Raw genomic sequence first — 25,642 nt, 5'->3', positions numbered from 1 at the left:
GGGCATACCGAAAGATAGCGGGCGAAGGCCCGCATTCTCTTAAAGCCCTCTTAGGCCGGCCCGCCACGGTGGTGAGCCATGGACACACCACTCTCGGTCGTGATCGGTGCCGGCGGCACCGGCGGCCACATCTACCCGGGCCTGGCCTTGGCGGAGGCCCTGCGGAGGGCCGACCCCGACGCCGTGATCTCCTTCGTGGGTACCACCCGGGGCCTGGAGACCCGGCTGATCCCCGAGGCGGGCTACCGGCTGCACACCGTCGACATGATCCCCTTCGACCCCTCGCTCGGTGCCCGGCGCTACCTGCTGCCGGCGGACCTGGTCCGCGCCGCCAAGCAGGCGCAGCGCGCGGTCGAGGACCAGCGGGCGCAGGTCGTGGTGGGGATGGGCGGGTACGCCTCCGCGCCGGCCGTGCTGGCCGCCCGGATGGCCGGACTGCCCAGCCTGATCCACGAGTCGAACGCCGTGCCGGGGCGGGCCAACGCCTTCGCTGCCCGCCTCACCCCGCAGATCGCGCTCGCCTTCGACGAGACCAGGGAGCACCTGCCGAAGGCGCGCCGGCAGCGGGCGGTCACCGTCGGCATGCCGCTCACCGGAGCGGTGGCCCGGTTGGACCGGCAGGCCGAGCGCGCGCGGGCCCGCCACCGGCTGGGCGTTCCGCCCGGTGCGCGGCTGGTGCTGTTCAACGGCGGCAGCCTCGGCGCGCGCCGGCTGACCGAGGCCGCGCTCGGCCTGGCCGAACGCTGGCGTGGTCGGACGGACGTCCGGCTGCTGATCAAGACCGGCCCGCAGGCCCTGGACGACACCCGGCAGCGGCTCGCCGCCGTCGGCGGGGGCGCCGTCGCCGAGGCGGTGCCGTACTTGGACCGGATGGACCTCGCCTACGCCGCCAGCGACGTCGTGGTCTGCCGGGCCGGGGCGGCGACCGTGGCCGAACTCGCTACCGTCCGGGTGCCCGCCGTCCTGGTGCCGTACCCGCACGCGCCCGGCGACCACCAGTTCCACAACGCCAAGGTGCTCGCCGACGCGGGGGCGGCGCGGATCCTGCGCGACGACGACACCGACGCGGACTCCCTGGCCGCCGTGCTCGACCCGCTGCTGGCCGACCCGTCCCGGCTGGCCGCCATGGGCGCCGCCGCGCCCGGGGGGACCCACGCCCGGGCCGCCGACCTGCTGGCCGACTGGGTCCGCCGCCTGGCCGGCCGTTCCCACGGCCCGGCCGCGACGCCGAACCTGGCCGCGACGCCGAACCCGATAGCGACCCCGCTTCTGACCCCGAACCCGATTCCGACCCCGATCCGCACCATCGAAACGGAGCTTGCCGAATGACTGCCGCCACCACCACCAGCGCCACCGCCGCCTGGGCCGACCGCACCGTCCTGGTCACCGGCGCCGAGGGCTTCATCGGCTCGACCCTGGTCGACCTGCTGGTCGCCCGCGGCGCCCGGGTCCGCGCCCTGGTCCACTACAAGCCCTACGCCGAACGCGGCTACCTCGCTGCCCACCTGGGCAGCGACCAGGTCGAGATGCTGGCCGGCGACGTCCGCGACGCGGGCCGGGTCTCGGACGCCGTGGCGGGCTGCGACACGGTGTTCCACCTGGCGGCGCTGATCGGGATCCCGTACAGCTACGACTCCCCGGGCGCGTACGTGCACACCAACGTCGTCGGCACCCAGAACGTGCTGGAGGCGGCGCGGCGGCACGGCGTGCGGCGAGTCCTGCACACCTCGACCAGCGAGGTCTACGGAACAGCGCTGCGCGCGCCGATCGGTGAGGACCACCCCCTGCAGCCCCAGTCCCCGTACTCCGCCTCGAAGATCGGGGCCGACATGATGGCGCTGAGCTTCCACCACGCCTTCGAACTGCCGGTCACCGTGGTGCGGCCGTTCAACACCTACGGCCCGCGCCAGTCCGCCCGCGCCGTGATCCCCGCGATCCTCGCCCAACTCCACTCCGGGGTCCGGGAGTTGCGGATGGGCTCGCTGACCCCGACCCGGGACTTCACCTATGTCACCGACACCGCCGAGGGCTTCCTCGCCCTCGCCGACTGCGACCGCGCGGTCGGCGAGGCGGTGAACCTCGGGACCGGGCGCGAGGTCTCGATCGGCGACCTGGCGGGTGCGCTGATCGCCGCCTCCGGCCGTACCGATGTCGAGATCACGGTCGACCCGGCCCGGCTGCGCCCGGCGGGTAGCGAGGTGCACCGGCTGCTGTCCGACAACTCCCGCGCCCGTAGCTGGTCGGGCTGGCGGCCGGAGGTCCCGCTGGAGGAGGGGCTGGCCAAGACCTCGGCCTGGGTGGCCGAGCACCTCCACCTGTTCGACCCGAAGCGCTACGCGGTCTGAGCACCGTCCAGCACCGACCGGCACGGTCCAGCACCGCCCCGCACGGCCCGAGCGGCGCGCCCCCGGTGGGGGACGCGCCGCTCGGGCGTTCGCTCAAGTGGCGTTTCAGAACTGGGTGCTGACGGTCACGCCGCTGAAGTCGGTGGTGGCGTACAGGCTGATGTACCGGTAGCCGGCCGCCGGGTTGGTGACGGTGAGGCTCTGGGTGGTGCCGGGGTTGGTGGAGGCGGCGGTGTGGGCGCTGGGGGAGGCCCAGGTGTCGGCGTTGTAGTAGAGGGCCGCCGTGCCGGTGCCGCCGGCGGTGGAGACCTTGAGGGTGCTGGTGCCGGCCGGCAGGTAGACGTAGAAGTAGTCCAGGTTCCCGGCGGTGCGGGCCTGGTCCGGCCGGGAGCAGTTCTGGCCGAGGGCGTCGGTGCGCGGGTCGGTGCAGGTCGGCAGGGTGGTGGTGCCGCCGGTGGTGACGGTGACCGAGGCCGGGGTGCTGGCGGACTTGCCGGCGCTGTCGGTGACGGTCAGGTTGACGGTGTAGGTGCCGGCGGCCGCGTAGGTGTGGACCGGGTTGCGGTCCTCGGAGCTGCTGCCGTCGCCGAAGGTCCAGTGCCAGGAGGCCAGTGAGGCCGGGGAGTTGGTCTCCACGGACTTGTCGGTGAGGGTGACGGTGGCGCCGTTGACGGACTGGCCGAAGAGGGCGGTCGGGCCGTCCGCGTAGCAGGCGCCGGCGGCGCAGGCGTTCAGCCAGGTGTCGAAGTCGGCGTCGTAGGAGGTGCCGAGGCCGTTGTAGACGGCGTAGCCGCCCTGGTAGTCGCCGGTGCGGAAGTGGCCGAGCATGTTCTGGACGTCGGCGGGGTGCTTCTCGACCATGTACCGGACGGCCAGGTAGCCCCACGGGTAGGTGCGCACCGTGTCCGAGTTGTCGTAGGTGTTCTGGAGGACGGTGCTCAGCTTGTACCGGTGCGTGGCGGCCTCGGCCATCGCCTGGGTGTCGGTGGTGCCGCGGTAGGCGTAGGACTCGTACTCCGCGACGCCCTCGATCCACCAGATGTCCGGGACGGAGATCTCGGTGCCGAAGTTGCCCTTCATGTCGTAGATGTTGTCGAGGTAGTGGGTGTACTCATGGTTGAGGTTCCACACGTTGGCCGGGAAGCCGTCGAGGTACGACTTCTTGTACATCACCGACACGGGCTTGTTGTTGGGGTCGGTGACGTCCATGACGGTCTGGCCGCCGTTGTCGGTGGAGTTGTTGTAGATCGCCCAGGAGTACGTCTGGTAGTCGTCCCGGTTGGCGAAGACGGCGAGGGTGATGGTCTTGCCGTACTGGCCGGGTATCGGGCCGTTGTCCTTGACCAGGTTGTGGAAGAAGGTGTCCTCGCCGCGCAGGCTCGCGCAGACGGTGGCCAGCTCGGCGGCGGTGAGGTCCTCGGTGCGGATGGTGCGGTTGTCGCAGACGAGGGTGTTGGGCAGCACGGCGGCGGTGAGCTTGCCGGGCAGGTCGCAGGTGCCGTAGTAGGAGCACTGCGCGTTGTCGAACCGGTTGGCGTTGTACGCGGTGTACACGTACAGCTTGCCGACCGCGCCGGATATGGGGGTGCTGTCGAGCACCCGCTTTATCAGCGGTTTGGCGACGGCCTCGACGGCCGGGCCGTCACCGGCGGCGCGGGCCAGGTCGTTGCCCGCGTTGACGGCGAGGAAGGCGTTGGGGGTGGTGAGCAGGTCCTTGTGGTTCTGGGCGAAGTTCGCCAGCGTGGTGACCACGCCCGGGTCGGCGGAGACGGCGCTGACGTAGTCCGGGTTCCAGTTGGCCCGCCACAGCGGCGCCCACAGCACCGAGTTGACGGCGTTGACCATCTTCGGGAAGGCGTTGTAGCCGTTGCCGTAGGCGTTCAGGACCTGCTGGTAGACGTTCAGGTAGTGGGCCTGGATGTTGGCGCTGTCGGTCAGGACCAGCACCTCGCTGAGCACGGTGCCGTTGGCGTCGCTGACGTCCGTCCGGTGCGCGGTCGCGAAGAAGGCGTCCAGGCCGGCCTGGACGGCGGCGGTGAGCGTGGCGTCGTACGGACCGACGGTGCTCGCGTTGTTGGACTGGACGTAGTAGCCGGCGCGTAGGAAGAGCACCAGCTGCAGCAGGTTGCCGGAGTTGTCGCCGGTGTACTTCCCCGCCTGGGCCCGGAAGGCGTTGGCGACGGCGAGCATCTGGGACTGCTTGAAGACGTTGGCCGCGTCGGTGCCGGTGACGTTGAACAGCGTCTTGACGCAGTCCGTGGTCGAGGCCTGGACGAAGGCGACCAGGTCGGCGCCGCTGCGGCCGCCGAAGTCCGAGGCCGCGCAGCCGGCCGCGGCGGGCGCCGGGGCGGTCAGCGCGTGCTGGGCCGTGGCGGCGGCCTTCGGGTGCTGGGCGTTCTGGGCATTCTGGACGGTCCGGCCGGCCTGGGCGGACTGGACGGCCGTTCCGGTCGGCTGGAGCGCCTGGCCGAGCAGCTCCGGCGGGAGCGGGGCGGTGGTGCGGCCCAGGTCCTCGGAGGAGGACGGGGCGGCGATCTCGGCGCCGAACGGTGTCGGCGCGGCCGGGGCCCGGCCGTCGGCCGCCGGGGCCGCAACGGCGGCCGAGGCGGTGGCGGTGGCCGACGCCGGGGACGCGGCGAGGGCCGGGGTCGGGAGCAGGGTGGCGGGCCCGGCGAGGGCGGCGGCCACCAGGAGCGGAAGGGATTGGCGCAGACGCACTGCGGTGTCCTTGTCCTGAGGTGGGGGAGGTGACGCGGCGTCGGCCACGAGGCGGAGGGGAAGTTGACGTGTGACCTGTCACCGGAATCAGGGTCAGAACAATGTCACAGGTTATATGTCATCGCAAGGGTCCGTGCAGGGCCCCGCGGACCGCCCCCGTGGGCTGCTCCACCGCCTCCTGTGCTTCGCATCCGAAGCTCGGGTGCACGAATCAAAGTGACATGTCACACCCTATTGATTGTGGTGCGGCAACCGTGGCACGGTGCCAGGCGACGGCCTCCGCAGCAGCTGCCCGAGGCCCACCCCCACACCCCCCAGCAAGGAGTGACGATGCGTCACCGACTCCGGCTACCCCGTTCGCTCGCGGTGCTCGCCGCCGCGACCACCGCCGTCACCGGCCTCGCCGCCGCCCCGAGCCTCGCCGCCCCCACGGTGCAGGCCGGTGCCCAGGCGAGCCCGGCCGCCGGTCAGGCCCCCGGCCAGGCCGCCCCGTCCGCACACCCCGGCGGGACGGCCCCCACCGGCACCGCCTTCGGCCTCGACACCCACGCCCAGACCCAGGCCGGCCGCCTCGCCCCCGCCCAACTCCCGCCGCGCTCCCCGCAGTCGGCCGCACCCAAGGCCCCGGCCCCCAGGCTCGCCAAGGCCCCGACCGCCACCTCCTGCACCCCCGCCGATTTCAGCGGCCGGAGCGGCTCCGCCCTGGCGGCCTTCATCCAGGGCTCGTCCGTCGACTGCATCAGCTCGCTCTTCCGCCTCACCGGCGGTGACGCCCACGGGGTGTTCCAGCAGAGCCAGATGCTCGCGGCCGCCAACGGGCTCAAGAGCGCCGCCGCCTCGTACACCGGCGACAACTCCACCGGGATCTACCAGCTGGTCTACTTCCTCCAGGCCGGCTACTACGTGCAGTACTACCGCCCGGGCGACGTCGGCAGCTACGACGCGACGCTCACCGCCGCCGTCCAGGCCGCGCTGGACACCCTGGTGGCGAGCCCGCACTTCCTGGACGTCAACGACGGCAACGGCCAGGTCGCGGGCCAGGCGATGATCCTCAGCGACAGCGCCAACCTCCAGGCCCACTACCTCGGCACCTACCAGCGGGTGCTGAACGCGTACACCAGCTCGTGGGACGCGTCCTGGTACATGGTGAACTTCGCGAACAGCGTGTACACCCCGCTCTTCCGCGGCCACCAGAACGCCGACTTCGTCGCGGCCGCCACCGCCGACCCGAGCATCATCCGCACCCTGGACGGCTTCGCGCTCAACCACCGGAGCATGCTCGGCGGTACCAACTCCTTCCTGGTCTCCAACGCCGGCCTGGAGACGGCCCGGTTCATCGAGCACCCCGCCCTGGTCTCCACCGTCCGCCCGCTGATCAAGGGCCTGATGGACGTCTCCTCGATCACCGGCCCCACCGCGTCGCTCTGGGTCGGCGTCGCCGGGATGGCCGCCTTCTACGACAAGGCGAACTGCTCGTACTACGGCGTCTGCAACCTGCCGGACCAGCTCAAGGCCGCCGCCCTGCCGGTCAGCCACACCTGCGACGCCACCCACACCATCCTGGCGCAGAGCCTCACCGCCGCCGACCTGGCCGCCGTCTGCGCCAGCCTGCAGAACCAGGACCCGTTCTTCCACAAGCTGGTCAAGGACAGCGGCCCGATCGCCGGCCAGTACGAGAACTCGCTGCAGCTGGTGGTCTTCGCCTCCCCGCAGGACTACCAGACCTACGCGGGCGGCATCTACGGCGTCAGCACCAACAACGGCGGCATCACCCTGATCGGCGACCCGACCGCCCCCGGGAACCAGCCGCTCTCGCTGACCTACCAGAACGGCGACGACGGCTTTACCGCGGGCGTGTGGAACCTCAACCACGAGTACACCCACGCCCTCGACGGCCGCCTCGACCTGAAGGGCGCCTTCAACCAGCAGATATCCGTGCCGGACGTCTGGTGGATCGAGGGCGTCGCCGAGTACGTGTCCTACAGCTACCGGAACGTCACCGACACCGGGGCGATGGCCGAGGCGCCCAAGCACACCTACGCGCTCAGCACGCTGTTCCAGAACACCTACGACAACAGCGACACCACCCGCACCTACCCGTGGGGCTACCTGGCCGTCCGCTTCATGGCCGAGAAGCACCCGGACGTCATCCAGAACATGCTGGGCCACTTCCGCACCGGGGACTACACCGCCGGCTACGCGACCTACAACTCGATCGGCACCGCCTACGACGCCGAGTTCAACACCTGGCTGGACGCCTGCGCCGCCGGCGCCTGCGAGGTCGGCGGCGCCCCGACCGCCGCGTTCAGCGCCGCCCCGACCGGCCTGGCCGTCCAGTTCACCGACCAGTCGACCGAGCCCGGCGGCTCCATCGCTTCCTGGGCCTGGAACTTCGGTGACGGCGCCACCTCCACCAGCCGGAACCCCGCCCACAGCTACACCGCGGCCGGCAGCTACAACGTCAGCCTCACGGTGACCGACGGCAAGGGGAAGACCAACACCGTCACCCAGTCCGTCACGGTCGGCAGCCTCAGCGGCTGCACCGCCGCCGACGCCCGGGTGCTGGACAAGAACTGCTCCCGCACCAACCAGTCCGCCACCGCCGGCAACCTGGCGTACTACTACATCTACCTGCCGGCCGGCACCACCACCCTGAAGGTGTCCAGCTCCGGCGGCACCGGCACCGCCTACCTGCTCTACAACCCCGACACCTGGGCCACCCCGAACGCCTACACCACCGGCTCGACCACCAACGGCACCACCAACCAGAGCCTGACCGTCACCAACACCACGGCCGGCTACCGCTACATCAGCCTCTACGCCCAGACCGACTTCAGCGGCGTGACCATCACCACCCAGTACTGACCCGCACGCCGCACGCCGCACGGTGGCCCGGAGCACCCGCTCCGGGCCACCGTCCGTCGTCCGTCGTCCGTCGTCCGTCGTCCGTCGTCCGTCGTCCGACGTCCGTCGTCATCCGGCGTCATCCCGCAGGGGGGGTCCAGCCGAGGGCGGGGCCGAGGTGGGTGGCGAGGTCGGTGAGGATCTGGGTGTAGTCCTCGGGCTCGAAGTCGAACGGGAGCGCGAAGGCGACCTCGTCCACCTCCCGGAACCCGGCGTGGGCGTGCAGGCGTTCGGCGAGTTCGGCCGAGCTGCCGACCAGGTCGGGGGCGAAGAGCAGCCGGTTAGGGCCCTGCGGGGTGAGGGTGCGCGGGGTGCGGGAGAGCGCGTAGGCCCGGTACCTGGTGCGCTGTTCGGGGGTGGCGCTGTCGGTGGGGACGACCACCAGGCCCTGGGACACCCGGGCGTGCTCGCCTTCGGGGTGGTGGGCCCGGAAGGCGCGGATCTGCTCGGCCTGGATGGCGGCGAAGTCCGGTGCGTCGTCGCCGGGTTCGGGCTTGACCACGCTGCTGGTCAGCAGGTTGAGCCCCTGTCCGCCCGCCCAGCGGGCCGAGCGCAGGCTGCCGGCGCCGTACCAGAGCCGGTCGGCGAGCCCGGGGGAGTGCGGCTGGACCTTCCGCGAGTACACCTCGATGCCCTCGGTGCCGGCGAAGTCGGAGGCGTCCTCACCGCGGACCAGGGCGAGGAAGCGTTCGGCGCGGGCCGGGGAGAAGTCCTCGTGGTCCCCGGTGTCGGGGTACAGCGCGCCGCGCACGTGCTCGTAGTGGACGGGCGGGCCGACGCTGAACCCGGGGTTGAGCCGTCCTCCGGAGAGCAGGTCGACGGTGGCGAGGTCCTCGGCGAGCCGCAGCGGGTTCTCCCAGCCGAGCGGGGTGACGGCGGTGCCGAGCTGGATGCGGCTGGTGCGCTGGGTGGCGGCGGCGAGCACGGCGACCGGGGAGGAGATCCCGAACTGGAGGTGGCGGTGGCGCAGCCAGGCGCTGTCGAAGCCGAGCCGCTCGCCGAGGGTGATCAGGTCGAGGGTGGACTCGTGGCCCCGGCGCGGGTCCGCCTCGTCGAAGAGGCCGATGGTGAGGAAGCCGAGTTTCCGCAGCGGGCGGGGGGAGGGCGGCATGGTGGCGGCTCCGCGGGGGTTCTGGCGGCCCCGGAGGGCCGGACGGGAGGTGCCCGTCGACCGTACGCAGACCGCGCGCGGTGCCACAAGATCGGCGTGGGATCCGGACAAGGGGCCGTAACGCGGCGCAACAGGGCGCAACGGGCGCCCCCGTTCCCGGGTGGGCGCCCGTCCCGGCCGCGCGCCGGGTCAGCAGCTGCGCAGCTCCGGGCTCTGGTTGCGGATCTGGTTGTGCAGCGAGGTGAACTCGCGGTACGCCGCGCTGTCCTCGGAGCCGGGCCGGAAGGCGCCGACGCGGTGGCAGTTGACGAAGGCGAGCTTCACGCCGAAGTGCTCCTCCAGGCTGCCGCGGATGGCGTTGCTGGCCAGGGCACGCAGCAGCTGGGCCCGCTGCTCGTCGCTGGGGGTGGTGTTGTCGGTGGTGAACTCGGCTTCGCCGTCCGAGAGTTCGGTGCTGAGCTCGGCGACGACCTGGTAGGCGTACGGGAGCGAGGTGCGGACGGTGTCGAGGAAGTCGGCCTGGTCGACGTGGCCGGCGCGGGCCTGGTCGAGCAGGGCGGGGGAGACGTCGAGCGACATGGGGGTCCTCTTTCGCGGGGGCGCGCTCGGGACGCGCACGGGGAAATGGTTAACGAAGATGAAAACCATGTGCGCTAAGGACTGTCCTGGACGCCCCGACGCCCTGTCAAGTACCGCCCCCCGAAGGGCTGACGCCCGGCGCCCCCGGCGCCGGACGCACCTTGATGACGAACACCGCGATGAGGACGGCCAGCGCCGCGAAGACCAGGCCCAGCTGGAAGGCGCTGGTGATGCCGTGCACCAGGACGTTCGAGGAGTACGGCGCCGGGAGCCTGCCGGTCGCCCTGAACTGGAGGGCCTGCTGCGGGGTGGCCTGCCGCAGGAACGCCCCGACCTGCTGCCGGGCCTCGTTGCGGCTGGCGGTGCCGTACACCGTCACCAGGATCGAGAGGCCGAGCGAACCACCCACCTGCTGCATGGCGTTGAGGCTGCCGGTGGCCGCCCCGGTCTCGTGCGGGGCCACGTGCGAGACGACGGTGAGCATCACCGGGACGAAGATCGAGCCCATCCCGAAGCCGAACAGCAGCGTCGGTCCGAGGATCCCGCCGACGTAGGTGCTGTGGAGGTCGATCCGGGTCGCCCAGAACACCCCGCTGAGGACCAGGACCGACCCGGCGACCAGGAACGGCTTCGGGCCCCACCGGATCTGGCTGCGCGCCGCGAACTGGGCGGCGCCGACGATGGCCACGCTGATCGGCAGGAACGCGAACCCGGCCCGCAGCGGGCTGAACCCGAGGATCTCCTGCACGAACAGGGTGATGAAGAAGAAGATGCTGAACATCGTCGCGGCCACGCACAGCATCAGCCCGTACGCGCCGGAGCGGTTGCGGTCGCGGAGCAGGTGCAGCGGGGTGATCGGCTGCGGGACCCGCCGCTCGTTGACGACGAACGCCGACAGCAGCACCACCGCGAGGCCGAAGGAGGTGAGCGTGACGGAGTCCGTCCAGCCGTGGTCGGAGGCCCGGATGAAGCCGTACACCAGGGACACCATGCCCGCCGTGGCGGTGAACGCGCCGGTCAGGTCGAAGTGCCCGGGGTGGCGTTCGGACTCGTTGATGTACAGCGGCGCCAGCAGGGCGATCGCGATGCCGATCGGCACGTTGACGAACAGCACCCACCGCCAGGACAGCCAGGAGGTCAGCATGCCGCCGAGCAGCAGCCCCACGGCCCCGCCCGCACCGGCCACGGCGGAGTAGACGCCGAAGGCCCGGTTGCGCTCCGGCCCCTCCTTGAAGTTGGTGGCGATCAGCGCCAGCGCCGTCGGCGAGGCGATCGCCCCGCCCACGCCCTGCAGCGCCCGGGCCGCCAGCAGCCAGGACGAGGACTGGGCGACCCCGCCGAGCAGCGAGGCGAAGCTGAACAGCAGCACGCCGGCGATGAACACCCGCCGGCGCCCGAGGATGTCGCCCGCGCGGCCGCCGAGCAGCAGCAGGCCGCCGAAGGTCAGCGTGTAGGCGTTGATCACCCAGGACAGGTTGGTCGTGGAGAAGCTCAGGGCCTGCTGGATGTGCGGCAGGGCGATGTTCACGATCGTGATGTCGAGGACCACCATCAGCTGGGTGGCCGCGATGACGGTGAGGGCAATCCCTGGGTGCTGGCCCCGACGTGCGGTCGCGGGCGGAGCCGTGGCCAGGGCACGCGAGGTCGCCATGGCAGGTTCCCCAATGGCTCGGGGGCGAACGCGGGGGCAGGGGGACGGATTCGTTCGCCACTACCGACGGTAGCGCCGGGCGATAGGGAACACAACCGTTCATTACCGACAACCATCAGTTTTCGGACGGCACGCGCAGGTGGGGCCTGCGGTTGTCACCCGTCGCCGGGACGGGTCATCTCCCCGAGGTGCCGGTGGCCGAGGACGGAGAACCCGGTGGACCCTGTTCCCGCCGCCGCAGATGCGGTGCACTGGTGGTACCACGACGACCGCCGACGGTGTCGGACGGGCGGGAGGCAGGTATGGACCGTAACGGGCCGGCGATCGAGCTGGCCGCGCTGAGCAAGTTCTACGGACGCGAGGTGGGTGTCGACGGACTCGACCTCGTCGTGGAGCGCGGTGAGGTGTTCGGGTTCCTCGGCCCGAACGGGGCCGGGAAGACCACCACCATCCGGTGTCTGGTGGGTCTGCTCCGGCCGAGTTCCGGGCGGGTGTCCGTGCTCGGGCTGGATCCGGTCGGAGACCACCGCGAGCTGGCGCCACGGCTGGGCTACCTGCCGGGGGAGCTTCGGCTGTACCCCGAGCTGACCGGAGCGCAGACGCTCCGGATGCTCGGGGACCTCCAGGGGGCTCCGACGTCCCGCCGGGGCACCCTGTGCGAGCGCCTCGGGCTGACGGCGGGCGACCTGGCACGGCCGGTGCGGGGGTACTCGCGCGGGATGAAGCAGAAGCTGGGCCTGGTCCAGGCCTTCCAGCACGACCCGGAGGTGCTGGTGCTGGACGAGCCGACCGAGGGCCTGGACCCGCTGGTGCAGGAGGTCTTCTTCGAACTGCTCACGGAGGCGGCGGCCGCCGGTCGCACGGTGCTCCTCTCCAGCCATGTGCTGCCGGAGGTGCAGCGGGCCTGCGGCCGGGTCGCACTCGTCCGGGAAGGGCGGCTGGTCGCGGTACGGAGGGTGTCGGAGCTGCGCGAGGAGCGCGCGCGACGGGTCCGGCTGGTGCTGGGCGACGGGCCGGTCCCCCGGGAGCTGCCCGGGATGGAACGGTGGTCGCCGCAGTGGCGCGGCGCCGAGGTGCAGCTGCTGATCTCCCCGGCGGAGTTGGTCGGTGAACTCGGAAGGCTGCTGGCCGAGTTGCCGGTGACGGACCTGTCGGTGGAGGAGGCCGGACTGGACGAGGCGTTCCTCGACCTCTACCGGCAGGACGTCGACGCGCAGGAGGTACGGCCGTGAGAGCCCGGTTCCCCCTGTTCTGGCTGGCCCTCCACCGGCGGCGCCGGATGCTGGCGTTCCTGGCCGTGGGCATGGTCGTGTTCGAGCTCCTGATCGTGGTGGTCGTCCGCGCCGTGCCGCCCGTGCAGCTCTTCGGTGGCGCGGGCGGAGGAGTCCCGAAGGCCTTGAAGGCGTTCTCGGGCTCGGCCGGGGGCGTGTCCATCGCGAGCTATCCCGGCATGCTGGGGGCCGGCCTGGTGCACCCCTTCTGGATCGCCATGCAGCTGACGGCCATCGGCTCGCTGGCCGCCGCGGCCGTCGCGGCCGACATCGAGTCCGGCACCGTGGAACTGCTGATGGCCCGTCCGATCTCGCGGTTGCGGCTGCTGGGCGAGCGGGTGGCGGCCGTGTTGGTGGTCTCGTTGGCCCTCAACGGGGTCGCCACGCTCACGATCGGCGCCGGGGTGGCCCTTTCCCCCGCCCTCCACCACGCGGTCCCGCTGCGGGGTGTGCTCGCCGCCGGCGTCCTGGGGTGCGCGTTCTCGCTCTGCCTGGCCGGTCCGGCCGTGGCCGTCTCGGCCGCGGTACGACACCGGGCCCAGGTCGTCGGAGCCACCATCGCCCTGGGAGCCGTGGGGTTCGCCGTCAACTTCATCGCCCTGGCCTGGCAGCCGGCCGCCGCGCTGCGCTACCTGAGCCCGTTCCACTACTACACCCCGGGGGACGCGCTCGCCCGAGGCGGTTTCGCCTGGGGGTCGTTCGCCGTGCTCGCGGCCGTCGGGATCGCGGGCCTCGGGGCCGCCGTCCCGCTGCTGCTGCGCCGGGACCTCGCGCCCTGACGACGTGCGTACGGCCGTACGGCGGCTCGGAGGCGGAACGCCGCCTCCGAGCCGCCGCCCTTGCCGCCCACGCCGAGGAACCCGGGCAGCACCACCAGCGCCCGCAGTGAGCGCCGGGCACGGGCCGCGTCAGGCCGGAGTGTGCCACCGCTGGTTGGCGTTGCCGGTGCAGTCCCACAGCTCCAGCCGGGTGCCGGCCGTGCTGTTGCCGCCGGTGGCGTCGAGGCAGCGGTGGGAGTTCGGGTTGACCAGGGTGCCGTTGGTCAGGGCCCACTGCTGGCCGGGGGATCCGTCGCAGGTGGAGAGCACGACGGCGGTGCCGTTGGCGGTGCCGGAGCCGAGGGCGGTCATGCACTTGAACAGGGCGTGGACGGTGCCGTCGTCGGCCAGCACCCAGTTCTGGTTGTTCGACCACCGGCCGCAGGGCCACAGCTCCAGCCGGGTGCCGTCGGTGCTGGAGCCGTCGGTGATGTCCACGCACTGGCCGCCGATGCCGGTGATGGAACCGGACGGGCTGTTGCCGATGGCGTCGCGGTGGGTGCTGCCTCCCGATACCGGGGTGACGGTCGCCTGCCTGGAGCAGGTGCTGCTGACCGACGTGCTGGTGACGGTGGCGTGGACGGTCGACCCGTTGGTCGCGTCGACCCCGGTGGGCGCGGTGAACAGGGCGGCGGAGTAGGGCTCGTCGGCGCAGGTCGCCGCGTTGTTGTTCCAGTCGAAGTACTCGACCCAGTCGACCATGCCCTTCGCCTGGATCAGCCCGGAACCGACCTGGAGGGTGCCGAGCACGAACGAGGTCCCGGCGGTGGTGTCGGTGATCTTCGCCCGGTACCAGCCGGGGGCCGCGGGTGTGATGTCGTAGCGGTAGCCGTGGCCCGCGGTGAATCCCGCGTCGAGGCGGCAGGTGTAGCCACCGCTGCCGCTCTCGGCGAAGGTCTGGCAGTAGGTGCCGCTGTCGCCGGGCTGTGCGCCGGTCGAGCCCCACAGCGAGAACAGGAACATGCCGGGATCGGTGCGGTGCCGCTGCATGCCGATGTAGCCGGAGACCCCGTTGGTGAAACCGAACTGGTGCGACCAGAAGACGTTGCCCCGTCCGGGGTCGGACTGGACGGTGGTGCCGAAGGTGACCGAGCTCAGGGCCGAGGTCGCGGCGGGGAAACCGTAGTAGCTGTACGAGCCGGGGGTCGAGCCCGCAGCCGCCGCCGGACCGGCGAGTCCCAGGGCGGCGATCAGCAGGGAGAGGGTCGCGCCGACTGCTCGCGCGATGAGTCCGGTGGGTCTGGTGGATCTGGTGCGGAAGCGCAAAGGGTCCTCCTCGGTGGAGTGATGATGCGGGGGAATGCCACTGACGCGAAATGTCGCGAACGGATCGGAAGCTCTTCCGGAAAAATCACACCGGGCGGTACGGGAATGGTGAATTCCACTCCACCCGTTGGGAAGTGTACGGACGACAGCACGGTTCGAGTGGTATTCACGCTCGGCGAATTCACATCAGCCGCAGGGTGATTGTGCGATCTCGTGCCCAATTCGGTCGCACTTCGCACCGCTCAGGACTGCGGCCGCGAACTGGCCAGGACCTGCACTTCTCAAGTCGGTCTCTGCGGAAGCGGGATGAGCCGCCGGGTCGTGTGATTGCGTGCGAAGTCGGCAGGGTGGCGGGTGTGGGCTCGAACGGCCCACCCCCGGATGTGGGTCGGCAGGGGATGATCGAGGCTCGGGGCATGGGATCGATCATTGTGCTCTTCGAGCTGGAATCCGACGGGGCCATCGGCGCGGAGGGTGTCGAACCCACCGTGTTCGCGGTGCACGCCGCCGGGGCCGATCCCGAGGTTCCGGAGGACCCGCAGCCGTACACCCTGTGCGGGCTGGAGACCGGACCGTTGGAGCACGCGCACTACCGGCCGACCCGGCCCGGGGACCCGTGGTACCCACCCGTGCTCGCCGAGCGGCGGTGCCAGGAGTGCGAGCGGGCCCTGCGCACGCTGTGATCGCGGGGCGCCCGCAGCGGTTCGGGCTTTCTCAGGCGGCCAGGCCTGCCAGCACCTCGGCGCCCGGGAGCCGGGCCAGGGCCCAACCGGGGAGGATGAGCTTGCCCCGGCGTCGGCCGCTGCCGATCAGGACGGAGGGGGCCGCGGCCACCGCTTCGTCGATGAGCAGCGGCCAGGTGCCGGGCAGGCCGACGGGGGTGATGCCGCCGTACTCCATGCCGGTCAGGTCGACCGCGGTGTCCATCGGCGCGAACGATGCCTTCCGCGCCCCCAGGTGGGTACGGACGGCCTTGTTCACGTCCACCCGGGTGGTGGCGAGGGCGAGGCAGGCGGCCAGGGTGACCTCCCCGCCGCGCTTGGCCGCGACCACCACGCAGTTCGCGGAGAGCTCCGGCGGTGCCCCGTAGAACTCGCAGAACACCGCGGTGTCCGCCTTCTCGGGGTCGGTGTCCACGTACAGCACGGACTCGGCTGCCTCCCGTGCGTCCCAGTTCTTCAGGGCATCGGCCACGGGGGCGGCGAGGTCGTCGCAGACCTCCAGTGCCGGGAGGACGGCCGTGAAGTTCCCGAAGGGAGGGCGCACCGGATCGCTCATGGGGGGACTCTAGCGCGGACCGGCAACCGGCTGTTTCCCGGCGGCGGGGTTGGGCAGGCGAGGGGCATGGACGTGGACGAGGTGGTGAGCCCGGCCCCGTCCTGGGCGGCGGGTTCCCGGGCCCGGCCGTCCGCGAGTGCGCCATGGCACGGCCGACCGAGCAGTCCGGCGGGGGCAGGAGTACCGCGGGGGAGCAGGAGTGCGTCGGCCTGCCGGCGGCGGCGTGGAGTGAGGAGTGCGGCATGAAGCGTGACCGGGAAGGACCCGCGCCACCGTCCTCCGACCTGACCAGGCGGCTGGTGCTGTACGGCACCGAGGGGGCGGTGCAGCGCTCCCGGGATTTCAGCCGCCGGACCCTGGTGGGTTGGCAGTGGCTGCCCGCCCCGGACGCCGAGCGACTGGCCGTGGCGGAGGACGTCCTGCTGATGGTCTCGGAGCTGGTCTCCAACGCGTGTCTGCACGCGCCCGGCGGCCCCCGGGAACTGCGGCTGAGGTGGAACGGTGAGCGGCTGCGGGTGGAGGTCTCGGACGCGAGCCCGGACCCGCCGCAACTGCGCCCGCTCGCCGACCCGGGGCGTCCCGGTGGCCATGGCCTCCGGGTGGTGGACCGGTTGGCGCGGGACTGGGGCTGCGAGGCCGAGGGCGCGGGGAAGCTGGTGTGGCTGGAGGTCGCGGCCCCGATGGACGGCAGCGCCGCGATCGACCGTAGGGCCTTCGGGAGCTGATCCGTACCCCGGGGTGAGGGGTCAGGCCGAGGGGTCAGGCCCGCCCGGGGCCGGCGTACGGCTCGGGCGGCGGTGCCGGATCGGGCGCGGGGATCGGGCCGGGATCCGGGAACGGGGGGATCGGCGGCGGCACCGGGTCGGGGCCCGGGCCCGGCTTCGGTGCGGGGTTGGGGTGGGGGAACGGCTCGGTGTCCGGATCAGGGGGAGTCGGGACGGTCATCTGGGCGGGCATGGCGGTGACTCCTCTCGTGGCGGAGGCGGTGGCCCAGCGCGTGTACCCAGGGAAAGCGCAGTAAACCACCCAGAACATGAATCGCCGCCGAAGGGAGCCGACGCCCGGGTGGAGTAGGGCCGGCGGGGCATCGGGGCGCCCCGTCGGTGGCATCCTGACGGGATGTGCCAACGGGGTGCCGAGAACAGGCGTGAACCACGGGTGCCGAGACCAGGGAGGATGCCGTGCTCCTGAAACGACCGTCGCCGCCCGCCGCCCCGGGTGGTTGAGGTGCCCCGTCGCGGCCGGGCCGCACCGCGCGTCCGTACCTGGTGGCAGCTGCTGCGGACGGTGGTCCGGAGCGTGTGGGAACAGGGCCGTACGGTCGAGCTGCTCCAGCGCTCGATGGCCTTCGCCGCGCTGTTCTTCGTGACCCTCGTCCCGCTGCTGATCGTCATCGCCGCCGCCTTCCCGGCGCGGGGCACCGGGATCGCCGAGTGGATCACCGACGGGCTGGGCCTGTCCGGCCGGGGCGCCGCCGCCGTCCATCAGCTCTTCGTCCCCCGCGGCCAGGTGCTCAGCACCACCACGGGCTTCGGCCTCGCCGCGCTGGCCGTCTTCGGGGTCTCCCTGATGGCCTCGATCCAGGGGGTCTACGAACGCATCTGGGAGCTCGACCGCGGGCCGTGGCACGCCGTCTGGCGCCAGACCCTCGGACTGGCCGCGCTGACCGGGTACATCGTGCTCGCCGCCATGAGTGGTCTGCCGTGGCGCCACTCGGCCGTCCAGCCCTCCGTCCGCATCGCCGCGACGACGGTCGGCGGCGTCGTGCTGTTCTGGTGGCTCCAGCGCCTGCTGCTCGCCGGACGCGTCCCGGCCAGGGACCTGCTGCCGGGAGCCGTCGCCACGATGGTGGCACTGGCCGGGCTCCGGCTGTTCTCCCGGCTGGTCTTCGCACCCCTGCTGGTGTCCAACGCCGTCTCCTACGGGACGGTGGGCACCGTGCTGATCGTCCAGTCCTGGCTGATCGGCGTCGGCTACACCGTGTACGCCGGCGCGCTGGCCGGACGCGTCCTGGTCCAGGCCCGTCGCACACCGTGACCCACGCACGGTAGGGCCCTACCTCCGGTTCGCGGCCTGCTTGACGGTCCGGATCGCCGGCGCCGTCTCGACGTGGCTGACCGCCGGGAGTGCGGCCACCCGGGTGGTCAGGTAGCGGTACAGCGCGCGCTGGTCCGCGCAGACCACGGTGGCGTACAGGTTGGTGGGCCCGGTCGTGGCGCAGGCGAAGGCGACCTCCGGGTGCCCGGCCAGTGCCCGGCCGGCCTCCTCCAGGTACGGGGGAGCGACCGAGATCCACAGCAGGGTCCGGGTTCCGACACCGAGCAGGTGCGGGTCGCAGTCGATGTCCAGGTAGAGCACCCCGCGTTCGCGCAGCTCCGTCATCCGGCGCCGGACGGTCGTCGGTGACCAGCCGGTGGCGGTGGCCAGTTCCTCGAACCCGGCGCGGCCGTCCGTCTCGAGGGCGGCGAGCAGCCGGCGGTCGCCGTCGTCCAGCCGCAGCGGTCCGGGCCGGTGGGCCGCCGGGGCCGCCGCGGGCGGGCGCAGGGCCGCGACGGTGGCCCCGTCCAGCGGGCCGAGCTTGGCGATCAGGCTGTCCGGGCCGCCGTAGAAGGAGTGCAGCACTGAGTGCGCGCTCACCCCCTCGACCCGCGGGGTGCGGGGGAGCCGGGCCAGCAGCAGGGCCTCGCTGTCGGCCTCGGTCTCGGCGCGGACGGTGCAGGTGATCTCGGTGCCGCCGGAGGTGAGGCTGACCCAGGAGGTGTCGGGGCGGCGGGCCAGCGCCTCGGCGACCGCGACCGCGGCGGAGGGCGCGCAGCGCACCCGCAGCAGCCACAGTTCGGCGCCCAGCGCGAGCGGGTCGACCCCGCCGAGCACCCGCACCGCGCCGGTCGAGCGGAGCCTGGCGTACCGGCGGGCGACGGTGCGGTCCGACACCCCGAGGGCGGCGGCGATGGTGCTGAACGGGGCCCGGCCGTCGATCTGCAGGGCGTGGACGAGGCGGCGGTCCAGCTCGTCGTAGTCGGATTCCACCGTGCCGAGGGTAGCCGGTGTCGGATTCCGGCACCATCGCGCCGGTCACTGGGCCAACGGCCCCCGGCGGAGCGAGTGTTGAGCCCGTCAACGGAACCCGGCCGGTCGAGGGACCACGAGCCGGACGCAACCACCCGACGGACCCGAGGAGAAACACCATGGACACCGACGTACTGGTCGTCGGAGCCGGCCCGACCGGCCTGACGGCGGCCAACGAGCTGCTGCTGGCGGGCGTGTCGACCGTAGTCGCCGACCGCCTGCCCGCTCGCAGCACCCTGTCCCGGGCGGGCGGCGTGCAGACCCGCACCCTGGAGCTGCTGGACCAGCGCGGCCTACTGGAACCGCTGCTGGCCGGCGGGGACCACCCCGTCGGCGGGAGCCACTTCGCGGGCATCCCGCTGCCGGACGCCCCGGCCGCCGATCCCGGGTCGGCCGACGATCCCGGGCCGGGCGCCTTCCGCCCGCGCCGGCCCTGGCGCTCCGTCCCCCAGGTCGTGCTGGAGGCCTTCCTGGAGGAGCACCTCGCCGGGCAGGGCCTCACCGTCCGGCGCGACCACGAGCTGGTCGACCTCGCCCAGGACGAGGAGGCCGTCACCGCGACCTTCGCCGGGGGCCAGGTGGTCCGGGCCCGCCACCTGGTCGCCGCCGACGGCGGCCACAGCACCGTACGGTCCCTGCTCAAGGCAGAATTCCCGGGCCGGGCAGGTACCTTGACCACGATCGCCGCGGACGTACGGCTGAGCGGCGCCGACGACCTGCCCACCCACCACCGCAGCCCGGACGGCCACTGGACGGGGATCTTCCCGCTCGGCACCGACGGCCGGGGGCGCCCGCTGCGCCGACTCGCCATGGGCGGGCCGGGCCGCTCGCTGCCCAGGGACGTCCCGATCACCGAGGAGGAGATCCGCGAGGGGCTGCGGGCCGTGTTCGGCGAGCGGGTGCAGCTGCTCGAACTGTGCCACGCCCGCCGCATCACCAACGCGGCCCGGCAGGTCGCCCGGTACCGGCACGGGCGGGTGTTCCTGGCCGGTGACGCGGCCCACGTCCACCTCCCGCTCGGCGCCCAGGGCATGAACGGGGGCATGCAGGACGCCTTCAACCTCGGCTGGAAGCTCGGCGCCGCTGTCCGGGGCTGGGCGCCGGAGGGCCTGCTCGACAGCTACCACACCGAACGCCACCTGACCGGGACCACCGTGCTGCGCAACGTCCAGGCCCAGGGCCTGCTGATGGACTGGGCGGGCAGCCGCGATCCGGACGTGCTGGCCACCCGGGACCTCTTCACCGAGCTGATCGCCCTGCCGGAGGTCCGCCGCCGGCTGAGCGAGGTGATGTCCGGGACGGCCACCCGCTACCCGATGCCGGACACCGGCCCCCACCCGCTGCTCGGCGGGCCGGTGCCGGACGCGGACCTCGGCCCGGCGCGGCTGCACCAACTCCTGCGCTCCGGCCGGGGAGTGCTGCTGGACCCGCAGGGCGTCCTCGCCGAGGCCGTCGCCCCCTGGTCCGACCGGGTGGACCGGTTCGACGGGGGAGCGCCTGTCGAACCGATGCTGATCCGCCCGGACGGCCATGTCTGCTGGGTGGGCACCCCGGAGACCCTCCGGCCGTCCCTCACCCGCTGGTTCGGCACCCCGCGCTCGCTTGTCTGACGTCCCGTCAATTGCGTTGCGCCCCCGTACCGCTCCTGGTGCGGGGGCGATCCGGCTCACCCGGGCGGCGGCGGGTAGCCGCGGGCGCGGACCAGGTCGTGCACGAGCTCGGTGAAGGCCCCGGCGGCGGCGCTCCGGTAGGCCTCGGCGCGGCGCAGCAGGGCGACGGTGCGGGTGGGGAGGGGCGGTTCGAGCGGGATACGGGCGAGCCGCGGGTGGTCGTGCGTGACGGCGTCCGGGAGCACGGTGGCGAGCGGGGTGCGCTGGACGACCTCGGTCAGGGCCTGGACGGAGTTGGCCTCGACGGCGATCCGCGGGCTGACGCCGTGCCGGGCGAGGTAGTCGTCGATGTGGCCGCGGGTGGCGAAGTCGCCGCTGAGCAGGGCCAGTCGGCGATCGGCGAGCTCCCGGACCGGGAGCGGGCCGTCGAGGCCGGTGTCGGCGCCGGCGGCTCCGGTGCCGGTGCCGGTGCCGGACCCGGTGACCAGGGTGAGGTGCTCGGTGAACAGCGCGGTGGCGGTGACGCCGTGCAGGTGGGGCCCGTGGAAGGCGATGCCGAGGTCGAACTCGTCGGTGAGCAGACCGGTTTCGATGCGGTCCTGGCTGGTCTCCCGGACGGTCAGCGCGATGCCGGGGTGCCGGGTGTGGAGCTCGGCGGCGAGCGGGCCGACGAGGTAGGCGGTGAAGGTCGGGGTGACGGCCAGGCGCAGCCGCCCGCGTGAGAGGTCCTGGACGTCGTGGACGGCGCGTTCGGCGGCGGCGAGGTCCCGCAGCGCGCCGCGGGCGTGGTGGGCGTACGCCCGTCCGGCGTCGGTGAGGCGCACGGTGCGGCCGGTGCGGTCGAGCAGCTGGGCGCCCAGGGTCCGTTCGAGCTGCTTGACCTGCTGGGACAGCGTCGGCTGGGAGATGTGCAGCTCCTCGGCGGCGCGGGTGAAGTTGCCGTGGTCGGCCACGGCGAGCAGATAGCGCAGATGGCGCAGTTCCAGGGCCATGAACCGAACTATAGACCCCATCGATGGAAAGCATCGGTAGCAGGTCTTGGACGCTATAGCCCCAGGTCGTGCACTGTGGATCTCGCCAGGCCGCACCGGCCCGGCGCCACGAGAGGGAGTGACCACATGCGTGACTTCGCCGAGGGCATCGCGTACTTCCAGCGGGACGTGTTCCCCGCCAAGGAGGAGCTCTTCGCCCGGCTCGCCGCCGACCACAGCCCGCACACGCTGTTCATCGGCTGCTCCGACGCCCGCGTCGTGCCGGAGCTGATCACCGGCTCGGACCCGGGTGAGCTGTTCGTGATCCGCACCGCGGGCAACCTGGTGCCCGCCTACACCCCCGGGGCAGACGGCGTCACCGCGAGCATCGAGTACGCCGTCGCCGCCCTGGGAGTGCGGGACGTCGTGGTCTGCGGGCACTCCGGGTGCGGGGCGATGACCGCCCTCGCCCACGGCCACGACCTCAGCGCGGCCCCGGCCGTCGCCGACTGGCTGCGGCTCGCCGACGCCTCGGTGGCGCGCACGGCCACCACCGGGGACGTCCCGGCCCTGGTGCGGCAGAACGTGCTCGCCCAGCTGGCGAACCTGGCCACCCACCCGTCCGTCGCCCGCGCCCTGGCCGCGCGGGCGCTCACCCTGCGCGGCTGGGTCTTCGACATCGCCACCGGGCAGGTCGAAGACCTCACCGCCGCCGGCCACGCCGCCGTAGCGGCCTGACCGCCACCCCAGCCCCCTCCCCGGATCGCTGCTTGCCGCGCGACCGGGAATCCCGTCAACCACGAGAAGGAACCCCCCATGGTGCACGCCCAGTTCGACCCCACCGCCCGCCAGCTGCTGGCCGCCGCCGCCGTCGAGGCCAAGACCCGCAAGGACCTCACCTGGCAGCAGATCGCCGACGTCTCCGGCCTGTCGGTCGCCTTCACCACCGCCGCCGTCCTCGGCCAGCACGCCCTGCCCAAGGAGTCCGCCGAGGCCGTCGCCGAACTGCTGGGCCTGGACGCGGACGCGGCACTGCTGCTCCGGACCATCCCCACCCGCGGCTCGATCCCCGGCGGTATCCCCACCGACCCGACCATCTACCGCTTCTACGAGATGCTCCAGGTCTACGGCACCACCCTCAAGGCCCTCGTCCACGAGCAGTTCGGCGACGGCATCATCTCCGCGATCAACTTCAAGCTCGACGTGCGGAAGGTCGCCGACCCCGAGGGCGGCGAGCGCGCCGTCATCACCATGGACGGCAAGTACCTGCCGACCAAGCCGTTCTGACCCACCCCCTTCTTCCCGTGCGGCGGGGGGCGCCACCACCCGCCCCGCCGCCCCGGCCCCACTCAGGAGGACACCGTGGACTTCGTCCAGCGCACCATCGACCTCGCCCGCCGCAACGTCGAGGAGGGCGGCCGCCCGTTCGCGACCGTCATCGTCAAGGACGGCCGGATCCTGGCGGAGAGCGCCAACCAGGTCGCCCAGACCGACGACCCCACCGCGCACGCGGAGATCCTCGCCATCCGCGAGGCCTGCACCAGGCTCGGCACCGAGCACCTGACCGGCACCACCATCTACGTCCTGGCCCACCCCTGCCCGATGTGCCTGGGCTCGCTGTACTACTGCTCGCCGGACGAGGTGGTCTTCCTCACCACCCGCGAAGCCTACGAGCCGCACTACGTCGACGACCGCAGGTACTTCGAACTCGACACCTTCTACGGTGAGTTCGCCAAGCCCTGGGACCAGCGCCGACTGCCGATGCGGCACGCGCCGAGCGCGGACGCGGTCGAGGTGTACCGCCTCTGGCAGCAGCGCAACGGCGGCGAGCGCCGGGTCGCGGGTGCCCCCACGGGCCCGACCGCTCCGACCGCTCCGACCGCGTCGACTGCTCCGACGGCGGGTTGAGGCCGGGATGACCGAAGAGATCGGGGTGATCGGGGTGATCGAGAAGGTGGCCTGGATCCAACTCCAGGACGGCGGCCTCCTCGCCGCCCGGACCCACGGCCGTGAGCTGTTCTACCTGCCGGGCGGCAAGCCCGAGCCCGGTGAGACCCACCCCGAGGCCCTCGCCCGCGAGATCGCCGAGGAACTCGGCGTCACCCTGGACCGGGCGACCGTCCGGCCGCTGCTGACGGTCGAAGCCCCCGCCCACGGCAAACCCGCCGGCACCCTGGTCCGCACCAGCTGCTACACCGCCGACCACACGGGCACCCCCACCCCCTGCGGCGAGATCGCCGAGCTCGCCCACCTCACCCACGGTGACCACCCCCGCGCCAGCGCCACCACCCGCACGGTCCTCGACCACCTCGCCGCCAGCGGCCGGCTCCTGCGCTGGTGACCGCTGCGGTCCGCCGCGGTTCGCCGCGGTGCGGCTCAGGGTGCGGTGAGCCCGGGCAGCGGGCCGAACTCGGTGCAGTGCTCGCAGTCGCAGGTGGTCAGGGAGTTGGCCCGGCAGTGGGCGGTGGCGAAGTAGCGCCCGGCACACGGAGCGGGGGCGACCGGGGCGCCGTCCTCGGGCAGGGTGCGGCGGCAGGCGCCGCAGCTGACCGCGACCGCCACGCCCGCCCGGCGCAGGTCCCGCGCGGCGGGGGCGGCGACCTCGAAGGGGACCTCCGCCAGGAGGACGGCCGTCCCGGCGTCCAGGGCCAGACCGCTGTGGAACAGGCTCAGCCCCGTCACCGTACGGACCGCCCTGAGCCGCACCACGCCCCGGGGCGAGGGGCCGGCGAGCCGTACGGTGAACTGCGGGTCCTCCACAACTCCCCCTTCGCCGAGCGGTGTTCACGCCCTCGGCAGGTCAGTCAACTCCCCGCCCGGCCACCGCGCCAGCGGGTTTCCGTCCGCGTCGATCCGGGAGTCGAGCCCCTCCACGCCGTCGTCGGGGCGGGCCTGGCAAGCTGGGCGCGGACGGGGCGCCGACCGGGTGTCCGTCGGGGAGGGGGTACTGGTGGTGGGTGGTTCGGTGGGCCGACGGGTGCCTCCGCTGGATCCGGAGGTACGGGCGGCGGTGGAGGCCGCCGGGGCGCGGGCGCGGGAGGTGCTCACCCCGGAGGGCCTGGCGGCCTGGCAGGAACGGGACGCGCGGGTTCGGCCCCGGCCGACGCTCGACCGGCTGAGCGACGGCGGCCGGTTCGAGGTGACGGAGCTGCACGTGCCACGGGCTGACAGCGACGGCGTGCTCACCCTGGTCAGCGCGCGGCCCGCCGGGGTCCGCGAGCCGCTGCCGCTGCTCTACTACCTGCACGGCGGCGGGATGGTGACGGGCAACGCGTGGTCCGTCCTGCCCCGGGTGCTGCGCTCCTGGGCGCTGCCCCTGCGGCTGGCCGTGGTCTCCGTCGAGTACCCGCTGGCGCCGCGCACCCGCTTTCCCGGGGCCGTCGAGGACTGCTACGCCGGGCTCGGCTGGGTGGCCGAGCACGCGGACGAACTGGCCGTGGACGCCGGGCGCCTGGTCATCGGCGGCAAGAGCGCCGGTGGCGGGCTCGCCGCCGCCCTCGCCCACCTGGTCCGCGACCGCGGCGGACCGACGCCGATCGGCCAACTGCTGCTCAGCCCGATGCTCGACGACCGCGGCGACACCTTCTCCAGCCACCAGATGGTCGGTCACGACACCTGGGACCGCGCCTCCAACGCCACCGCCTGGCAGGCCGTGCTCGGCGACCGCCACGGCGCCGCCGACCTCTCCCCGTACGCCGCCCCGGCCCGCGCCACCGACCTCACCGGGCTGCCCGCCGCCTACCTGGACGTGGGCTCGGCCGAGACCTTCCGGGACGAGGCCGTCGCCTACGCCGACGCGATCTGGCGGGCGGGCGGCGAGGCCGAACTCCACGTCTGGCCCGGCGCCTGCCACGGCTTCGACACCTTCGCCCCGCACGCGGCCCTCGCCCGGGACGCCCAGGAGGCCCGCACCCGGTGGCTGCGGCGCGTGCTCCAGCGATGACGTGACGGTGCCGTGGCGACGGTGCTGCGGAACCGCCGCGCCGGGCTAACCCCCGGGGCCAGGCGGCCGGGGCCGAAATCGGCTCGACCGGGGCGGCCGCCCGGCGGG

Annotated in this window: 24 protein-coding genes; 14 read left to right on the top strand and 10 right to left on the bottom strand. The window is 72.9% G+C overall.

The annotated features are described in order from the left end of the window. The first annotated feature begins 78 nt into the window (after window positions 1-78). Both murG and AB0F71_RS12435 read left to right on the top strand, forming a co-directional pair. Window positions 79-1,329 carry an undecaprenyldiphospho-muramoylpentapeptide beta-N-acetylglucosaminyltransferase gene (gene murG / locus AB0F71_RS12440; protein ID WP_360231647.1) on the top strand — a complete coding sequence of 417 codons (1,251 nt, stop codon included), beginning with the start codon at window positions 79-81 and terminating at the stop codon, window positions 1,327-1,329. Next, the gene (locus tag AB0F71_RS12435) at window positions 1,326-2,345 is read left to right on the top strand and encodes a GDP-mannose 4,6-dehydratase (protein ID WP_360231644.1); all 1,020 of its coding nucleotides are present in this window, start codon (window positions 1,326-1,328) and stop codon (window positions 2,343-2,345) included. The genes murG and AB0F71_RS12435 overlap by 4 nt, the downstream gene beginning before the upstream one ends. A gap of 105 nt (window positions 2,346-2,450) precedes the next feature. On the opposite strand, the gene AB0F71_RS12430 is transcribed toward AB0F71_RS12435, so the two are convergent. Continuing rightward, complete coding sequence (locus AB0F71_RS12430; RefSeq protein ID WP_360231641.1) at window positions 2,451-5,063, bottom strand: collagenase; 2,613 nt, start codon at window positions 5,061-5,063, stop codon at window positions 2,451-2,453. A 330-nt stretch (window positions 5,064-5,393) separates the two neighbouring features. Here AB0F71_RS12430 and AB0F71_RS12425 point away from each other — a divergent pair, with 330 nt between their 5' ends. After that, a complete protein-coding gene (locus AB0F71_RS12425; RefSeq protein WP_360231638.1) occupies window positions 5,394-7,928 on the top strand; it encodes a collagenase in 2,535 nt (844 codons plus the stop codon). Between the two features lie 118 nt (window positions 7,929-8,046). On the opposite strand, the gene AB0F71_RS12420 is transcribed toward AB0F71_RS12425, so the two are convergent. From AB0F71_RS12420 to AB0F71_RS12410, 3 genes are all read right to left on the bottom strand, one after another. Next, window positions 8,047-9,078 carry an LLM class flavin-dependent oxidoreductase gene (locus AB0F71_RS12420; RefSeq protein ID WP_360231635.1) on the bottom strand — a complete coding sequence of 344 codons (1,032 nt, stop codon included), beginning with the start codon at window positions 9,076-9,078 and terminating at the stop codon, window positions 8,047-8,049. 189 nt (window positions 9,079-9,267) lie between these two features. Beyond that, window positions 9,268-9,657 (bottom strand): SCO5389 family protein, encoded by a 390-nt coding sequence (locus AB0F71_RS12415; protein WP_360231632.1) that lies wholly within the window; start codon window positions 9,655-9,657, stop codon window positions 9,268-9,270. A gap of 106 nt (window positions 9,658-9,763) precedes the next feature. After that, entirely contained in the window at window positions 9,764-11,308 is a 1,545-nt protein-coding gene (locus tag AB0F71_RS12410) for an MFS transporter (protein WP_360231629.1), read from the bottom strand. Between the two features lie 302 nt (window positions 11,309-11,610). Here AB0F71_RS12410 and AB0F71_RS12405 point away from each other — a divergent pair, with 302 nt between their 5' ends. Together AB0F71_RS12405 and AB0F71_RS12400 are read left to right on the top strand one after the other, a co-directional pair. Beyond that, on the top strand, window positions 11,611-12,540 hold the full coding sequence (locus AB0F71_RS12405) for an ABC transporter ATP-binding protein (protein ID WP_360231626.1): 930 nt from the start codon (window positions 11,611-11,613) through the stop codon (window positions 12,538-12,540). Beyond that, window positions 12,537-13,358, top strand: a complete 822-nt coding sequence (locus AB0F71_RS12400) for an ABC transporter permease (RefSeq protein WP_360231623.1) — start codon at window positions 12,537-12,539, stop codon at window positions 13,356-13,358. The genes AB0F71_RS12405 and AB0F71_RS12400 overlap by 4 nt, the downstream gene beginning before the upstream one ends. A gap of 129 nt (window positions 13,359-13,487) precedes the next feature. Here AB0F71_RS12400 and AB0F71_RS12395 read toward each other — a convergent pair whose 3' ends face one another. Continuing rightward, on the bottom strand, window positions 13,488-14,663 hold the full coding sequence (locus AB0F71_RS12395; RefSeq protein ID WP_360231620.1) for a ricin-type beta-trefoil lectin domain protein: 1,176 nt from the start codon (window positions 14,661-14,663) through the stop codon (window positions 13,488-13,490). Between the two features lie 416 nt (window positions 14,664-15,079). Here AB0F71_RS12395 and AB0F71_RS12390 point away from each other — a divergent pair, with 416 nt between their 5' ends. After that, on the top strand, window positions 15,080-15,346 hold the full coding sequence (locus tag AB0F71_RS12390; RefSeq protein ID WP_360231617.1) for a hypothetical protein: 267 nt from the start codon (window positions 15,080-15,082) through the stop codon (window positions 15,344-15,346). Between the two features lie 31 nt (window positions 15,347-15,377). On the opposite strand, the gene AB0F71_RS12385 is transcribed toward AB0F71_RS12390, so the two are convergent. Continuing rightward, a complete protein-coding gene (locus AB0F71_RS12385) occupies window positions 15,378-15,941 on the bottom strand; it encodes a YbaK/EbsC family protein (RefSeq protein WP_360231614.1) in 564 nt (187 codons plus the stop codon). 242 nt (window positions 15,942-16,183) lie between these two features. On the opposite strand from AB0F71_RS12385, the gene AB0F71_RS12380 reads away from it, so the two are divergent. Beyond that, window positions 16,184-16,666, top strand: coding sequence for an ATP-binding protein (locus AB0F71_RS12380; RefSeq protein WP_360231611.1), 483 nt, complete (start codon window positions 16,184-16,186; stop codon window positions 16,664-16,666). A gap of 34 nt (window positions 16,667-16,700) precedes the next feature. Here AB0F71_RS12380 and AB0F71_RS12375 read toward each other — a convergent pair whose 3' ends face one another. Beyond that, window positions 16,701-16,898, bottom strand: coding sequence for a hypothetical protein (locus AB0F71_RS12375; protein ID WP_360231608.1), 198 nt, complete (start codon window positions 16,896-16,898; stop codon window positions 16,701-16,703). Window positions 16,899-17,168: 270 nt separating this feature from the next. Here AB0F71_RS12375 and AB0F71_RS12370 point away from each other — a divergent pair, with 270 nt between their 5' ends. Then, a complete protein-coding gene (locus AB0F71_RS12370) occupies window positions 17,169-17,978 on the top strand; it encodes a YhjD/YihY/BrkB family envelope integrity protein (RefSeq protein WP_360231605.1) in 810 nt (269 codons plus the stop codon). Between the two features lie 18 nt (window positions 17,979-17,996). Here AB0F71_RS12370 and AB0F71_RS12365 read toward each other — a convergent pair whose 3' ends face one another. Next, window positions 17,997-18,971: an AsnC family transcriptional regulator gene (locus tag AB0F71_RS12365; protein ID WP_360231602.1), complete on the bottom strand. Its 975-nt coding sequence runs from the start codon at window positions 18,969-18,971 to the stop codon at window positions 17,997-17,999. A 158-nt stretch (window positions 18,972-19,129) separates the two neighbouring features. Here AB0F71_RS12365 and AB0F71_RS12360 point away from each other — a divergent pair, with 158 nt between their 5' ends. Further along, window positions 19,130-20,620, top strand: coding sequence for an FAD-dependent monooxygenase (locus AB0F71_RS12360; RefSeq protein WP_360231599.1), 1,491 nt, complete (start codon window positions 19,130-19,132; stop codon window positions 20,618-20,620). A 56-nt stretch (window positions 20,621-20,676) separates the two neighbouring features. Here the strand turns inward: AB0F71_RS12360 and cynR are convergent, their stop codons facing one another. Beyond that, on the bottom strand, window positions 20,677-21,612 hold the full coding sequence (cynR, locus tag AB0F71_RS12355; RefSeq protein WP_360231596.1) for a transcriptional regulator CynR: 936 nt from the start codon (window positions 21,610-21,612) through the stop codon (window positions 20,677-20,679). Between the two features lie 126 nt (window positions 21,613-21,738). Here cynR and AB0F71_RS12350 point away from each other — a divergent pair, with 126 nt between their 5' ends. From AB0F71_RS12350 to AB0F71_RS12335, 4 genes are all read left to right on the top strand, one after another. Beyond that, window positions 21,739-22,329, top strand: coding sequence for a carbonic anhydrase (locus AB0F71_RS12350; protein WP_360231593.1), 591 nt, complete (start codon window positions 21,739-21,741; stop codon window positions 22,327-22,329). Window positions 22,330-22,407: 78 nt separating this feature from the next. Continuing rightward, entirely contained in the window at window positions 22,408-22,878 is a 471-nt protein-coding gene (gene cynS / locus AB0F71_RS12345; protein WP_360231590.1) for a cyanase, read from the top strand. A gap of 75 nt (window positions 22,879-22,953) precedes the next feature. Beyond that, window positions 22,954-23,499 carry a nucleoside deaminase gene (locus AB0F71_RS12340; protein ID WP_360231587.1) on the top strand — a complete coding sequence of 182 codons (546 nt, stop codon included), beginning with the start codon at window positions 22,954-22,956 and terminating at the stop codon, window positions 23,497-23,499. Between the two features lie 7 nt (window positions 23,500-23,506). Beyond that, window positions 23,507-23,932 carry an NUDIX domain-containing protein gene (locus AB0F71_RS12335; RefSeq protein WP_360231584.1) on the top strand — a complete coding sequence of 142 codons (426 nt, stop codon included), beginning with the start codon at window positions 23,507-23,509 and terminating at the stop codon, window positions 23,930-23,932. 35 nt (window positions 23,933-23,967) lie between these two features. On the opposite strand, the gene AB0F71_RS12330 is transcribed toward AB0F71_RS12335, so the two are convergent. Then, window positions 23,968-24,351 (bottom strand): hypothetical protein, encoded by a 384-nt coding sequence (locus tag AB0F71_RS12330; protein ID WP_360231581.1) that lies wholly within the window; start codon window positions 24,349-24,351, stop codon window positions 23,968-23,970. Window positions 24,352-24,568: 217 nt separating this feature from the next. Here AB0F71_RS12330 and AB0F71_RS12325 point away from each other — a divergent pair, with 217 nt between their 5' ends. After that, on the top strand, window positions 24,569-25,534 hold the full coding sequence (locus AB0F71_RS12325; RefSeq protein ID WP_360231578.1) for an alpha/beta hydrolase fold domain-containing protein: 966 nt from the start codon (window positions 24,569-24,571) through the stop codon (window positions 25,532-25,534). Window positions 25,535-25,642 lie beyond the last annotated feature (108 nt).

Source organism: Kitasatospora sp. NPDC028055, assembly GCF_040637885.1.
Classification (GTDB): Bacteria; Actinomycetota; Actinomycetes; order Streptomycetales; family Streptomycetaceae; genus Kitasatospora.
Note: the sequence above shows the minus strand (reverse complement) of the source record. Positions and strands in the feature narration are given on the sequence as shown.

What these genes read in the sequence shown, in the direction of transcription:
- AB0F71_RS12420 (WP_360231635.1), bottom strand. Translation starts at nt 9,078, where the DNA reads ATGCCGCCCTCCCCCCGCCCGCTGCGGAAACTCGGCTTCCTCACCATC.
- AB0F71_RS12415 (WP_360231632.1), bottom strand. Translation starts at nt 9,657, where the DNA reads ATGTCGCTCGACGTCTCCCCCGCCCTGCTCGACCAGGCCCGCGCCGGC.
- AB0F71_RS12405 (WP_360231626.1), top strand. Translation starts at nt 11,611, where the DNA reads ATGGACCGTAACGGGCCGGCGATCGAGCTGGCCGCGCTGAGCAAGTTC.
- AB0F71_RS12350 (WP_360231593.1), top strand. Translation starts at nt 21,739, where the DNA reads ATGCGTGACTTCGCCGAGGGCATCGCGTACTTCCAGCGGGACGTGTTC.
- AB0F71_RS12380 (WP_360231611.1), top strand. Translation starts at nt 16,184, where the DNA reads ATGAAGCGTGACCGGGAAGGACCCGCGCCACCGTCCTCCGACCTGACC.
- AB0F71_RS12375 (WP_360231608.1), bottom strand. Translation starts at nt 16,898, where the DNA reads ATGCCCGCCCAGATGACCGTCCCGACTCCCCCTGATCCGGACACCGAG.
- AB0F71_RS12335 (WP_360231584.1), top strand. Translation starts at nt 23,507, where the DNA reads ATGACCGAAGAGATCGGGGTGATCGGGGTGATCGAGAAGGTGGCCTGG.
- cynR (WP_360231596.1), bottom strand. Translation starts at nt 21,612, where the DNA reads ATGGCCCTGGAACTGCGCCATCTGCGCTATCTGCTCGCCGTGGCCGAC.
- AB0F71_RS12360 (WP_360231599.1), top strand. Translation starts at nt 19,130, where the DNA reads ATGGACACCGACGTACTGGTCGTCGGAGCCGGCCCGACCGGCCTGACG.
- AB0F71_RS12390 (WP_360231617.1), top strand. Translation starts at nt 15,080, where the DNA reads ATGGGATCGATCATTGTGCTCTTCGAGCTGGAATCCGACGGGGCCATC.
- AB0F71_RS12410 (WP_360231629.1), bottom strand. Translation starts at nt 11,308, where the DNA reads ATGGCGACCTCGCGTGCCCTGGCCACGGCTCCGCCCGCGACCGCACGT.
- AB0F71_RS12435 (WP_360231644.1), top strand. Translation starts at nt 1,326, where the DNA reads ATGACTGCCGCCACCACCACCAGCGCCACCGCCGCCTGGGCCGACCGC.
- AB0F71_RS12425 (WP_360231638.1), top strand. Translation starts at nt 5,394, where the DNA reads ATGCGTCACCGACTCCGGCTACCCCGTTCGCTCGCGGTGCTCGCCGCC.
- murG (WP_360231647.1), top strand. Translation starts at nt 79, where the DNA reads ATGGACACACCACTCTCGGTCGTGATCGGTGCCGGCGGCACCGGCGGC.
- AB0F71_RS12385 (WP_360231614.1), bottom strand. Translation starts at nt 15,941, where the DNA reads ATGAGCGATCCGGTGCGCCCTCCCTTCGGGAACTTCACGGCCGTCCTC.
- cynS (WP_360231590.1), top strand. Translation starts at nt 22,408, where the DNA reads ATGGTGCACGCCCAGTTCGACCCCACCGCCCGCCAGCTGCTGGCCGCC.